At 73.4% G+C, this 12,038-nt stretch carries 11 protein-coding genes; 6 read left to right on the forward strand and 5 right to left on the reverse strand.

The features are described from left to right. Positions 1–35: 35 nt before the first annotated feature. The 6 genes from ACFWIS_RS26600 (at position 36) to mug (ending at position 6,247) form a co-directional block, all read left to right on the forward strand. The gene (locus tag ACFWIS_RS26600) at positions 36–1,460 is read left to right on the forward strand and encodes an APC family permease (protein ID WP_380524012.1); all 1,425 of its coding nucleotides are present in this window, start codon (positions 36–38) and stop codon (positions 1,458–1,460) included. After that, positions 1,460–1,912, forward strand: a complete 453-nt coding sequence (locus tag ACFWIS_RS26605) for a hypothetical protein (RefSeq protein WP_380460383.1) — start codon at positions 1,460–1,462, stop codon at positions 1,910–1,912. Before ACFWIS_RS26600 ends, ACFWIS_RS26605 begins: the two co-directional genes overlap by 1 nt. Positions 1,913–1,921: 9 nt before the next feature. Continuing rightward, a complete protein-coding gene (locus ACFWIS_RS26610) occupies positions 1,922–3,268 on the forward strand; it encodes a dipeptidase (RefSeq protein ID WP_380460385.1) in 1,347 nt (448 codons plus the stop codon). Positions 3,269–3,397: 129 nt separating this feature from the next. Beyond that, positions 3,398–4,477: an aminopeptidase P family protein gene (locus tag ACFWIS_RS26615; RefSeq protein WP_380460448.1), complete on the forward strand. Its 1,080-nt coding sequence runs from the start codon at positions 3,398–3,400 to the stop codon at positions 4,475–4,477. A gap of 148 nt (positions 4,478–4,625) precedes the next feature. Continuing rightward, positions 4,626–5,624 carry a phosphatase PAP2 family protein gene (locus tag ACFWIS_RS26620; RefSeq protein ID WP_380460387.1) on the forward strand — a complete coding sequence of 333 codons (999 nt, stop codon included), beginning with the start codon at positions 4,626–4,628 and terminating at the stop codon, positions 5,622–5,624. A 23-nt stretch (positions 5,625–5,647) separates the two neighbouring features. Beyond that, entirely contained in the window at positions 5,648–6,247 is a 600-nt protein-coding gene (gene mug, locus ACFWIS_RS26625; RefSeq protein ID WP_380460389.1) for a G/U mismatch-specific DNA glycosylase, read from the forward strand. Here mug and ACFWIS_RS26630 read toward each other — a convergent pair. The 5 genes from ACFWIS_RS26630 to ACFWIS_RS26650 all read right to left on the reverse strand — a co-directional run bounded on the left by ACFWIS_RS26630 (position 6,244) and on the right by ACFWIS_RS26650 (position 12,001). Beyond that, positions 6,244–7,203 carry a M48 family metalloprotease gene (locus ACFWIS_RS26630; protein ID WP_380460391.1) on the reverse strand — a complete coding sequence of 320 codons (960 nt, stop codon included), beginning with the start codon at positions 7,201–7,203 and terminating at the stop codon, positions 6,244–6,246. The genes mug and ACFWIS_RS26630 overlap by 4 nt on opposite strands. Before the next feature lie 3 nt (positions 7,204–7,206). Next, complete coding sequence (locus tag ACFWIS_RS26635; protein ID WP_380460393.1) at positions 7,207–7,632, reverse strand: BlaI/MecI/CopY family transcriptional regulator; 426 nt, start codon at positions 7,630–7,632, stop codon at positions 7,207–7,209. Positions 7,633–7,849: 217 nt separating this feature from the next. Further along, complete coding sequence (gene htpX, locus ACFWIS_RS26640) at positions 7,850–8,713, reverse strand: zinc metalloprotease HtpX (RefSeq protein ID WP_380460395.1); 864 nt, start codon at positions 8,711–8,713, stop codon at positions 7,850–7,852. A gap of 118 nt (positions 8,714–8,831) precedes the next feature. Continuing rightward, positions 8,832–10,388, reverse strand: coding sequence for an NADH-quinone oxidoreductase subunit N (locus tag ACFWIS_RS26645; protein ID WP_380460397.1), 1,557 nt, complete (start codon positions 10,386–10,388; stop codon positions 8,832–8,834). 56 nt (positions 10,389–10,444) lie between these two features. After that, on the reverse strand, positions 10,445–12,001 hold the full coding sequence (locus ACFWIS_RS26650) for a NuoM family protein (protein ID WP_380460399.1): 1,557 nt from the start codon (positions 11,999–12,001) through the stop codon (positions 10,445–10,447). Between the last annotated feature and the right edge of the window lie 37 nt (positions 12,002–12,038).

The following is a 12,038-nucleotide window of genomic DNA, read 5'->3' on the forward strand; positions in this document are numbered from 1 at the left end:
GGGCGGTGGCCAGCCGGCTGGCCACCGCCCCGCGGATGTCCTGGGTCACGCTGGCCCTGATGACCACCAGCTCGGTGGCCAGCCTGCGCTCCGCCCCGACCATGGCGGTCTACGGGCTGGCCTGCGTCTTCCTCTACCTCGTCCCGGCGGTCGTGTTCCTGCTGCCGACCGCGCTGGTCTCCGCCGAGCTGGCCTCCGGCTGGGAGGGCGGCGTCTACCGCTGGGTCTCGGAGGGGCTGTCGAAGCCGATGGGCTTCCTGGCGGTCTGGTGCCAGTTCGCGATGACGATCTTCTACTACCCGTCGCTGCTGGCGTACGTGGCCTCGACCGTCGCGTACGTGGTGAACCCGCGGCTGGCCAGCAACGGCCCGTACACCGCGGTCGTGATCATGGTGCTGTACTGGACCGGCGTCTGGGTCTCCGCACGCGGCACGAAGGCGGTGGCCGGGCTCTCCTCGATGGGCCTGGTGATCGGCACCCTGATCCCCGGCACCCTGCTGGTGGTGCTCGGCTTCGTCTTCCTCGGCGAGGGCAACGCCTCCGCCGCGCCGATGGACGCCGCGCACCTGTTCCCGCAGTGGACCGGCCTGGCCAGCCTGGTGCTGATCGTCAACAACTTCCTCAGCTACTCCGGCATGGAGATGAACGCGGTCCACGTCTCCTCGCTGCGCGACCCGGCCCGGGAGTTCCCGCGGTCGATGTTCACCGCCTCCGCGATGGTGCTGGCGATCTTCATCCTGCCGGCGCTGGCGATCAGCTGGGTGGTGCCGTCCAGCGAACTGAGCCTCACCGCCGGGGTGATGCAGGCCTTCGACGCCTTCTTCCAGTACTTCGACATCGGCTGGCTCACCCCGGTCATCGCGGTGGCGCTGATCGCCGCCTCGCTCGGCGGCATGCTGACCTGGCTGGCCGGGCCCTCCAAGGGCCTGCTGATGATCTCCCGCCAGGAGGGCTACCTGCCGCCGTTCCTGCAGAAGCTCAACCGGGAGGGCGTCCAGCAGAACCTGCTGGTCACCCAGGGCGTGATCACCACCGCGATCGCCCTGCTGTACGCGCTGATCCCGAACGTCTCCAGCGCCTACTGGATCTTCTCGGTGATCACCACCCAGGTGTACCTGATCGTCTACCTGCTGATGTTCACCGCCGCGATCCGGCTGCGTCGCACCCAGCCGGACCACCCGCGCGGCTACCGGGCCCCGGCCCTGGTGCCGATCTGCGTGATCGGCCTGCTCGCCTCGGCCGCCGCGATGGGGATCGGCTTCGTGCCGTCCTCGCAGTTCGGCAGCGGCAGCGTCTGGACGTACATCGGGATCGTCGGCGGCGGCCTGCTGCTGCTCGGCCTGGTCATCCCCTACCTCTTCCTGCGGCTGCGCAAGCCGGGCTGGCGCTCGCCCGGGGCCGCGGCCGAGCTGGCCGCCCAGGAGGCCCAGGAGCTGCGCGGAACGGACGGAGGCACGTGATGACCAGGAGCGTGATGACCAGGAGTGTGATGGCCTCCCGGCACCGCTGGATCTACCTCGGCTCGATCGCCCTGCTGGTCGCGATGCTGATCACCGGCCTGCTGTCGTTCACCCAGCTGCACGCCACCGACCTGGCCGCCCGGAAGGCGGAGCAGCTCTCCGACCGGCTGAGTTCGGCCGGCTATCCGGTGCCCACCCGGGACCAGATCGTCCGCACCCTGGGCGAGGACGGCGGCGCGGTCTGCGCCGACCCGGCGAACGCGCTCAGCCAGGCGCAGTGGTCGTACGGGATGTCCAACGGCGCCGGCGGGCCCGGCCAGCGCCCGGTGCTGTCCGACCGCGAGACGGTGCGGGCCGAGGCGATCGTGCTCTCGGTGTACTGCCCGGACCGCCTCGCCGCCGTCCAGGACCGGATCGACGACCTCGACCTGCGCGACACCGTCCGCAAGTAGGAGCTTCAGATGACCGACGAACTCGCCCGCCGGATCGATGAGTTGATGCCCCGGGCGCAGGCCGACCTGGCCGAGCTGGTGGCCATCCCGTCCGTCGCCGACCCCCGGCAGTACCCGCCGGCGAAGTGCCGGGAGGCCGCCGAGTGGGTCGCCGCCGCCTTCACCGAGGCCGGTCTGCGCGACGTCCACCTGGAGGAGACCCCGGACGGCAGCCACGCCGTGGTCGGCCACCGCCCGCCGCCGCCCGGTGCCCCGACCGTGCTGCTGTACAGCCACTACGACGTCCAGCCCCCGCTCGACGACGCCGCCTGGACGTCCCCGCCGTTCCGGCTCACCGAGCGCGACGGCCGCTGGTACGGGCGCGGCGCCGCCGACTGCAAGGGCAACATCGTCATGCACCTCACCGCGCTGCGGGCGCTCGGCGAGGCCGTCCCGGTCGGCCTCAAGCTGGTGGTCGAGGGCTCCGAGGAGCAGGGCACCGGCGGCCTGGAGCGGTACGTGCCCCCGCACGCCGGGGAGTTGCACGCGGACGCCCTGCTGATCTGCGACACCGGCAACGCCGCCGTCGGCGTCCCCACCGCCACCACCTCGCTGCGCGGAGTGGTCACCGTGGTGGTCGGCGTCCGGGCCCTCACCGGCGACGTGCACTCCGGCATGTTCGGCGGCCCCGCCCCGGACGCCCTCGCCGCGCTGATCCGGATGCTGGACTCGCTGCGCGGGGCCGACGGCGGCACCCTGATCGACGGTCTCGACTGCCAGGGCAGTTGGAGCGGCGCCGGGTACGACGAGAGCCGGTTCCGCACCGACGCCGGCGTGCCGGACGGCGTCCGGCTGACCGGTTCCGGCACCGTCGCCGACCGGCTCTGGGCCCGCCCCGCGGTCACCGTCCTCGGTATCGACTGCCCGCCCGTGGTCGGCTCCGCCGCCGCCGTCCCGGCCACCGCCCGGGCCCGGGTGAGCCTGCGGGTGCCGCCCGGCACCGACGCCCGAGCGGCCCAGGACGCCCTGGTCGCCCACCTGGAGGCCGCCGCGCCCTGGGGCGTACGGGTCGAGGTGGAACGGGAGAGCGCCGGCGCGCCGTTCCGGGCCGACACCGGCGGGCCCGCGTACGCCGCGCTCGACAAGGCGATGCAGGAGGTCTACGGCAAGCCGATGTCCTTCCTCGGCCAGGGCGGCTCGATCCCGCTCTGCAACGTCCTGGCCACCACCTTCCCCGAGGCGGAGATCGTGCTGATGGGCGTCGAGGAGCCGCGCTGCCTGATCCACGCGCCGAACGAGAGCGTCGACCCGGAGGAGATCCGGCGGATGGCCCACGTGGAGGCGCTGTTCCTCCGGCACTTCGCCAACAGCCGCTGACCGTGGCGTGGTTGCGAGAAGTCGGCGACCATCGAAGAACCGCAGTCCGTCCGGCCCAGTCCGGTGAAGCCGGCCCCAGGAGGAGCGACCGTGCCCCGTCCGTTCACCACCGAGGACCACACCGCCCGGATGGCCCGGGCCACCGCCGAGGCGACCGCGGCCGGGCTGGCCGGCCTGGTGGTCGCCCCCGGCCCCGACCTGACCTACCTGTGCGGCTACCAGCCCACCGCGATCACCGAGCGGCTCACCGCCCTCGTCCTCACCGCCGGGCGCCGGCCCGCGCTGGTCGTCCCCAAGCTGGAGCGCCCGGACGCCGAGAAGGCGCTCGGCGCCCCGGCCGTCGACCTGCTCGACTGGTCCGACGGCGAGGACCCGTACGCCACCGCCGGTCCGCTGTTCGAGCCGGCCGGCCGGTACGGCGTCTCCGACAACGCCTGGGCGATGCACCTGCTCGGCTTCCAGTCCGCACTGCCCGGCACCGCCTTCACCTCGCTCACCGAGACCCTGCCGATGCTGCGGGCGGTCAAGGACCCGGAGGAGCTGGAGCGGCTGGCCGCGGCCGGCGGCGCCGCGGACGCCGCCTACCGGGGCATCCTGGAGGTCCCCTTCGCCGGCCGCCGGGAGACCGACGTGGCGGCCGACCTCGGCGCACTGCTCATCCAGTACGGGCACAGCCAGGTCGACTTCACCGTCGTCGGCTCCGGCCCCAACGGCGCCAACCCGCACCACGAGGCCGGGGACCGGACCATCCGCAGCGGCGACACCGTGGTGCTGGACTTCGGCGGCCTCAAGGACGGCTACGGCTCCGACACCACCCGCACCGTGCACGTCGGCCCGGACGTCCCGGACGAGGTGCGGAGGGTGCACGACCTGGTCCGGCTCGCCCAGCAGACCGCCTTCGAGGCGGTCCGGCCCGGGGTGAGCTGCCAGGAGATCGATCGGATCGCCCGACGGGTGATCACGGACGGCGGCTACGGCGAGTACTTCATCCACCGCACCGGCCACGGCATCGGGATCACCACCCACGAGCCGCCGTACCTGGTCGAGGGCGAGGAGCGGCCGCTGGTGCCCGGGATGTGCTTCTCGATCGAGCCCGGTGTCTACCTGCCCGGCCGGTTCGGGGTGCGGATCGAGGACATCGTCACGGTGACGGCGAACGGCGGACGGCGCTTCAACAACACTCCGCATGAGCTCGGCACCGTGTCCTGAACCGGCCGACGAGGCCGACTCGACGAACCGTTCGTCCGAGTTTCGGGACCTTCGTCCGCCGAGATTTGACCCGCAAGTGCGATTTTCTTACGAGCCGGTCATAGTTCACCCAGAGTCCTCCAAGCTTGCGTTGCTAGTTTCGGTGAGCATGACGAAGCTGCTGAGCCCGGCCCCGCCGCCCCCGGTGCGGGCCGGACGACTGCGTCCCGTGACCGACCGCGACCGCCGAACCGGCCTGTCGAGACTGCGGCTGCTGGCCTGGCCGGCCTACCTCACCGCCTTCGTCTGGTTCCTGGCCACCCAGGGCATGGCCTTCGCCAACGACGTGGTGTTCCTCTGGCTGATCGGCGCCCTGCTCACCGCCGCCGTCCACAGCGGCCACGGCTCCCGCGGCTTCCTGCTGGTGCTGCGCGACTGGATCCCGGTGATGGCCGTGGTCTGGGCCTACTCCCTGCTGCGCGGCTACGGCGCCCACACCCCCTGGGCCCCGCACTGGCTGCCCCAACTGCGCTTCGACGAGGTGCTCGGCTTCGGCGAGACCTGGACCGTACGGATCCAGCACGCCCTCTACACCCCCGGCTCACCGCACTGGTACGACTACGCCGCGACGGCCGTCTACCTCTCCCACTTCCTGGTCGTCTTCGTCCTGCTCGCCGTCCTCTGGCGGCGCGCCCACCAGCGCTTCCGGCAACTGCTCGCCTGCTACTTCACGCTGACCTTCGCCGGCTTCGCCACCTACCTCCTCTACCCGGCCGACCCGCCGTGGCTGGTCGCCCAGCAGGGCAACCTGCCGCAGCTGCACCGGGTGGTCTGGGAGACCATCTCCACCATGGGGCTGCCGCAGGCCGACTCGCTGCTGGAGAACGGCAGCCAGTTCGCCAACGACGTCGCCGCGATGCCCTCGCTGCACTCCGCCTACCCGGCGATGCTGCTGTTCCTCTTCTGGCCCACCGCCCGGCCCTGGCTGCGCGCCCTGCTGGTCGCCTATCCGCTCGCGATGGCGTTCACCCTGGTCTACGGCGCCGAGCACTTCATCGTGGACGTCTTCGTCGGCTGGACGTACGCCGCCGTGGTCGTCTTCGGCCTGCGTTGGCTGCGCGACCGCCGCACGGCGCCGATCGCGGCCACGGCAGACTTGGCCCGGTGAAGCCGACGCCGACACCGCCACCGATGACACAGCCGAAGCCGACCAAGCCGACCAAGCCGGTGAAACCCACCCCCGAGCAGCTCCGGGCCGCCCAGGACACCACCATCCCGGACATCACCGGGCCCGGACTGCGGGTGCTGTTCTGCGGCATCAACCCGGGCCTGTGGTCCGGCGCCACCGGGCACCACTTCGCCCGCCCCGGCAACCGCTTCTGGCCCGCCCTGCACCGCTCAGGGTTCACCGAACGCCAGTACCGCCCCGACGAACAGGGCGAACTGCCCGCCCTCGGCCTCGGCATCACCAACGTCGCCCCGCGCACCACCGCCAAGGCGGACGAACTCACCGCCGAGGAGTTGCGCGCGGGCGGCGCGGCGCTGCGCGAGCGGGTGCTGCGGCTGCGGCCCCGGGTGCTCGCGGTGCTCGGCATCGGCGCCTACCGGACGGCCTTCGGCCGGCGGCAGGCCGCGATCGGGCGCCAGCCGGAGGGGATCGGCGACACCGAGGTGTGGGTCCTGCCCAACCCGAGCGGCCTCAACGCCCACTACACCCTGGACGCGCTGGCCGCGGAGTTCCGCCGGCTCCGGGAGAGCCTCGACGGCCACGACGGCCAGGGCCAGCCCTAGAGCGGCGTGACGGCCTTGAGCACCACCAGCAGCGCCACCGCCGCGTTCAGCGCGCACAGCGCCGAGGCCGCCGTGCCGACCGCGGCGACCATCGCCGCCAGGCCCGCCGGGGTCTTGGCCGGCGGCCAGTTGCGGGCCGTCGGCACCGGGCCGAGCAGCGCGGCCACCCGGCGCGGCACCGGGCCGGGCTGGGCGGCGGCCGGGGCCGCGAAGGCCGCGAAACCGGGCGCCGGGGCGGCGTGCGAGACCAGGGCCGCCCGGGCCACCGCCCGGGCGGTGATCCGCCGGTCCCCCACCGCCTGGGCCGACTCCTCGTCCGCCCACCGCTCCGCGCTGAACGCCACCGCCGCCTGCAGCGGCCGCAGGAACGGGTTGACGCAGGCGGCGAGCTGAGTGGTCAGCAGGTAGCGGTGGTGGCGGTGGCGCAGGTGCGCGCGCTCGTGCGCGAGCAGCGCCTCCCGCTCGTCCTCGGCCAGCCCGGCCAGCATCCCGGTGGAGACCACCACCCGCCCGGGCGAGCCGGGCAGCGCGTAGGCGTACGGGCTGCGGTCCGGCAGTACCGCGAGGTCACCGGCCTCGGCCGGCCCTTCGGGCAGCCCGACCAGCGCCCGCCGGGCCCGGGAGCGGACCCGAAGGTGCCGCACGACCGTCCGGGAGCAGGCGAAGCCGACCAGCACCAGGAGCCACATCGCGGCCGTGCCGACCGTCTCGTGGTACGGCAGCGCGTGCCGCACCTCCGGGTCGGACCAGCTGTCCGGCAGCGGGTTGCCGGGGATCTGCGCGGTGCCCACCACGCCGATCAGCCCGAGGCAGAGCACACTGCACACCGCCATCACGGCGCTGATCACGGTCATCAGCCGGGCGGCGCCGCGCGGGTGCAGGTGCTGCTCGGTCAGCCGGGCGATCGGCACCGCGGTCAGCGGCAGGATGAGCGGGAGGAAGACGAAGAAGCCCACGGGTCAGCTCTCACGGTCGTCCGCTGCCGGATCCGCGGACGCGGCGTCCAACAGCGCCCGCAGCAGTTCCTCGTCGTGCGGCAGCAGCGCGGTGACGAAGCTGGCGAGTACGGCGTCCCGGTCCGCCTCGCCGTCGAGCATCCGTCGCATCCGCAGCGCGGCCAGCCCGGCGGCGTCGGCCGAGGCCTGCCACAGGTAGGAGCGGCCGGCGCGGCTCCGGGAGACGGCGTTCTTGGCGTGCAGCCGGGACAGGATGGTCATCACCGTGGTGTACGCCAGATCGCCCTCCAGGCGTTCCTGGACCCACCCCGCGCTCGCCGGGCCGGGCGCCAGCTGGAGCACCGCCAGCACCTGTGCCTCCAGCTCGCCCTGGCCGCGCCGCCGGGTCGGCGCGTCCCCGGACGCCGGGGCGTGCCTCTCGTCTGCCATGACGGCCCACTCCCTCCGGATGCCGCACCCCGGACCGACGCGGGGCGCGGGGTCATCCTAACGAGCGGAGGGCTCCTCCGGACGGCTCAACGCGGGGGTTCGGGCCCGCACTACGCGCGGGCCCGCCGGGTGACCGCGATGCAGCCCAGCACCACCGCCGCCGTCAGCGGTGCGACCACCGGCGGGCCCTCGCCCAGCAGCAGCACCGACCGGTCCGCTACTGCCGGTACCCGGCCATTCGCTCCAGCCGGGCGATCCGCTCCGCCATCGGCGGGTGGGTGGAGAACAGCCGCGCGCCCGCCTCGCCCGGGCGGAACGGGCTGGCGATCATCAGGTGGCTGGCCGTCTGCAGCTGGGGCTCCGGCGGGAGCGGCAGCTGGCGGGTGCCGGCGTCGAGCTTGCGCAGGGCGCCGGCGAGGGCGAGCGGGTCGCCGGTGATCCGGGCGCCGTCGGCGTCGGCCTGGTACTCGCGGGAGCGGCTGACCGCCAGCTGGATCAGCCCGGCGGCGATCGGCCCGAGGATCATGATCGCGAGCATTCCGAACAGCCCCGGGCCGTCGTCGTCCTCGTTGCGGCCGAACGGGACCAGCCAGGCGAAGTTCACCAGGAACATCACCACCGAGGCCAGCGCCCCGGCGACGGAGGAGATCAGGATGTCCCGGTTGTAGACGTGGCTGAGCTCGTGCCCGAGCACGCCGCGCAACTCGCGCTCGTCCAGGATCCGCAGGATGCCCTCGGTGCAGCAGACCGCCGCGTTGCGCGGGTTGCGGCCGGTGGCGAAGGCGTTCGGGGCCGGGGTCGGGGAGATGTAGAGCCGGGGCATCGGCTGGCGGGCCGAGGTGGAGAGCTCGCGCACGATCCGGTACAGCCCCGGCGCCTCGAACTCGCTGACCGGCCGGGCCCGCATGGCCCGCAGCGCGATCTTGTCGCTGTTCCAGTAGGCGTAGGCGTTCGTCCCGAGGGCGACCAGCAGGGCGATCACGAAGCCGGTCCGGCCGAAGAAACCGCCGATCACCAGGATCAGCGCCGAGAGGCCACCGAGCAGGACGGCGGTCCTCAGTCCGTTGTGCCGGCTGTGCACGTCAGGCCCTCCAGTGGTGCGGTGGGGAAGCCCTTTCTGCCTCGTCCCTCTTGCCCGCTCAACGGGCGGGGCCCGGGACCTTGTTCCCTTGTGACCGACGCGACACCCGGTCGGCGGCTCAGAACAGCGAGCCGCCGGCCACCTGGAGGACCAGCTGCGGGGCGACCGAGAGCACCACCGCGACCGAGGCGGTGAGCCCCAGCGTGGCGGTCAGGCCGACCGGCAGCCGCCGGTCGGCGCCGCCCTCGGCCCCCTCCTCGGCCTCGGCGTCGGCCGGGGCCGGGGCGAACAGCCGCGCCGTCCACAGCAGGTAGTAGGAGAGGGCGACGACCACGTTGACGGCCATCACCACGGCCAGCCAGCCCAGCCCGGCGTCCACCGCCGCGCGGAACACCACGACCTTGCCGAACAGGCCGATCACGCCCGGCGGCAGCCCGGCCAGGCAGAGCAGGAAGAAGGCCAGCGCGAGCGCCGTCCAGCGGTTGCGGGCGAACAGGCCGCGGAAGTCGTCCACCCTGGTCCCGGCCCGGCGGCCGACGGCGGCGACCACCCCGAAGGCGCCTAGGTTGACCACCCCGTAGATCAGCGCGTACGCGGCGGTCGCGCCGAGCGGGTCGGCGCCGGTGGGCGCGTAGCCGGCCGCGGCCAGCGGCACCAGCAGGTACCCGGCCTGGCCGACCGAGGACCAGGCCAGCAGCCGCACCGCGCTGTACCGGGTGTCGAAGCGCTGCCGCAGCGCGCCGACGTTGCCGACGGTCATGGTGACGGCGGCCAGCACGGCCAGCACCAGGCCCCAGGTGTGGGCGTAGGGGCGGAACGCGATGGTGGTGGCCAGCGCGAGCCCGGACAGGCCGGCCGCCTTGCCGACCACCGAGAGGTAGCCGGCCACCGGCAGCGGGGCGCCGGTGTAGGTGTCGGGCACCCAGAAGTGGAACGGGACGGCGGCGACCTTGAAGGCGAAGCCGACCAGGGTCAGCACGGCCCCGGCCTCGGCCAGCGGCTTCAGCTGGCCGGGCGCGTGCTCCAGGCCCTGGGCGACGGCGCCGAGGTGCAGGCTGCCGCTGGCCGCGTAGACGAAGCCGATGCCCAGCAGCATCACGGCGGTCGCGGTCACCGAGGAGACGAAGAACTTGAGCGCGGCCTCCGCGCCCCGCCCGTCCCGGCGCAGCGCGACCAGGGCGAAGGCGGGCAGCGAGGCGACCTCCAGGGCGATCACCATGGTGGCGAGGTCGCGGGAGGCGGGCAGCAGGGCGGCGCCGGTGGCGCTGGAGAGCAGCAGGAACCAGTACTCGCCGCGGGGCAGCTTCTGGTCCTCGACGGTGTGCATCGACAGCAGTGCCGCGATCAGCGCGCCGCCGAGGGCGAGCAGCTGGAACACCAGGGCGAAGTGGTCGGCGACGTACGAACAGCCTCCGCTGTCAGTGGCCCCTGCTACGTTCCGGAGGCAGAAGGTCGCCCGGGGTGATCCCCCGGTGAGGGGGAGGAGTGCGATGAGGGCGAGGGCGAGTCCGGCCACGGCGAGGCGGCCGAGCCACCGCTTGTGCCGCTCGGGCAGGAACAGGTCGGTGACCAGCACGGCGAGGGCGGCCACCGCGACGATCAGCGGGGGCGCGATCGCCACCCAGTCCACGGACTGGATCAGGCTGCCCGGGTTGGCTACGGCGAGGGAGGTCACAGTGTGCTGCCCCGTGGAGTGAGGTCCGAGTGCGGCGGTGTGGGCTGCGAGCACGGTCAGCCACCCCCGAGGAGGTGCTTGACGGCGGGGTCGGAGAGCCCGAGCAGGAGGGCCGGCCAGAGGCCGGCCACCAGCGTGAGCGCGGCCAGGGGCGTCCAGCTGACGGCCTCGTACGGGCGCAGGTCGGGCACCTCGCCCACCGGCGCGGGCTGCGCGGGGTCACCCATGCAGACGCGCTTGACCACGATCAGCAGGTAGCCGGCGGTGAGGAGGGTGCCGAGGCCGGCCAGGACCATGTAGGTGACGAAGGCGGGGCGCGACAGGCCGGCGGCCGGGTCGAAGGCGCCGAACATGGCGAGCAGCTCACCCCAGAAGCCGGCCAGCCCGGGCAGCCCGAGGCTGGCGACGGCGGCGAAGGCGAGCAGCGCGCCGATCCGGGGCGCCCGGCCGTACAGGGCCGCGCCGGTGGCACCGGAGAGGGTGTCGAGGTCCGCCGTGCCGTAGCGGTCCTTGACGGCCCCGACCAGGAAGAACAGCAGGCCGGTGATCAGACCGTGGGCGATGTTGGCGAACAACGCGCCGTTGACGCCCACCGGGGTGAGGGAGGCGATGCCGAGCAGCACGAAGCCCATGTGGCCGACGGAGGAGTACGCGATCAGGCGCTTGAGGTCGCCCTTGGATCCGGGGCGGGCCAGCGCCAGACAGGCCAGCGAGCCGTAGACGATGCCGACGGCGGCGAAGGCGCCCAGGTAGGGGGCGAGCGTCGCGGTGCCGTCCGGCACGACCGGCAGGAGGACGCGGACCAGACCGTAGGTGCCCATCTTCAGCAGCACACCGGCGAGCAGCACCGAGCCGACCGTCGGAGCGGCGGTGTGCGCGTCGGGGAGCCAGCTGTGCAGCGGCCAGGCGGGGGCCTTGACCGCGAGCCCGACCATGATCGCCAGCGCGGCGATCACCTGGGTGGTGTGGCTCAGGCCGTGACCGTGCCCGGCGGCCAGCGCCTGCATGTCGAAGGTGCCGGCCTTGCTGCCGATCAGCAGGAAGCCGAGCAGCATCACGGCCGAGCCGAGCAGCGTGTAGAGGATGAACCGGTTGGCGGCCGGGGTCTTCGCGCCGCTCCCCCAGCGGGCGATCAGGAAGTACATCGGGATCAGCACGATCTCGAAGGCCAGGAAGAAGAGCAGGAGGTCCAGCACCGCGAAGGTGGCGAGCATGCCGACTTCGAGGAGGAGGAACAGCCCGACGAAGGCCTGCGGCGAGGGGACGTGCTCCCCGTCCGGCAGCCGTTTCTCCGAGTACAGCGCGCAGAGGAAGGTGAGCAGCGCGGTCAGCACGATCAGCGGCAGCGAGACGCCGTCCACGCCGAGGTGGAGGCGCACGTGCAGGGCCGGGATCCAGTCCGCGTCGGTGGTGGCCTGCATCCGGGCCGGCGAGCCGTGGTCGAAGCCGGCCGCGAGGGCGACGGAGAGCAGCAGCACCGCGCCGGTGACCACGGAGTTCAGCCGCAGCGCCCGCCGGCCGGCGGCGGCCCGGTCCGGGCCGAACACCGGCGCCAGGGTGAGCGCGGCGCCGAGCAGTGGCAGCACCAGGAGGGCGATGAGGACCGCATTCATCGGGGGCTCCTAGCGGCGGTGGAGAGGACGGGGGCGG

It is taken from the genome of Kitasatospora sp. NPDC127060, from assembly GCF_042724935.1.
GTDB lineage: Bacteria > Actinomycetota > Actinomycetes > Streptomycetales > Streptomycetaceae > Kitasatospora.

Excerpts from the sequence above, each read along its gene's own strand:
- ACFWIS_RS26600 (WP_380524012.1), top strand. The coding sequence starts at position 36 with ATGTCCTGGGTCACGCTGGCCCTGATGACCACCAGCTCGGTGGCCAGC.
- ACFWIS_RS26650 (WP_380460399.1), bottom strand. The coding sequence starts at position 12,001 with ATGAATGCGGTCCTCATCGCCCTCCTGGTGCTGCCACTGCTCGGCGCC.
- ACFWIS_RS26610 (WP_380460385.1), top strand. The coding sequence starts at position 1,922 with ATGACCGACGAACTCGCCCGCCGGATCGATGAGTTGATGCCCCGGGCG.
- mug (WP_380460389.1), top strand. The coding sequence starts at position 5,648 with ATGACACAGCCGAAGCCGACCAAGCCGACCAAGCCGGTGAAACCCACC.
- ACFWIS_RS26635 (WP_380460393.1), bottom strand. The coding sequence starts at position 7,632 with ATGGCAGACGAGAGGCACGCCCCGGCGTCCGGGGACGCGCCGACCCGG.
- ACFWIS_RS26605 (WP_380460383.1), top strand. The coding sequence starts at position 1,460 with ATGACCAGGAGCGTGATGACCAGGAGTGTGATGGCCTCCCGGCACCGC.
- ACFWIS_RS26615 (WP_380460448.1), top strand. The coding sequence starts at position 3,398 with ATGGCCCGGGCCACCGCCGAGGCGACCGCGGCCGGGCTGGCCGGCCTG.
- ACFWIS_RS26620 (WP_380460387.1), top strand. The coding sequence starts at position 4,626 with ATGACGAAGCTGCTGAGCCCGGCCCCGCCGCCCCCGGTGCGGGCCGGA.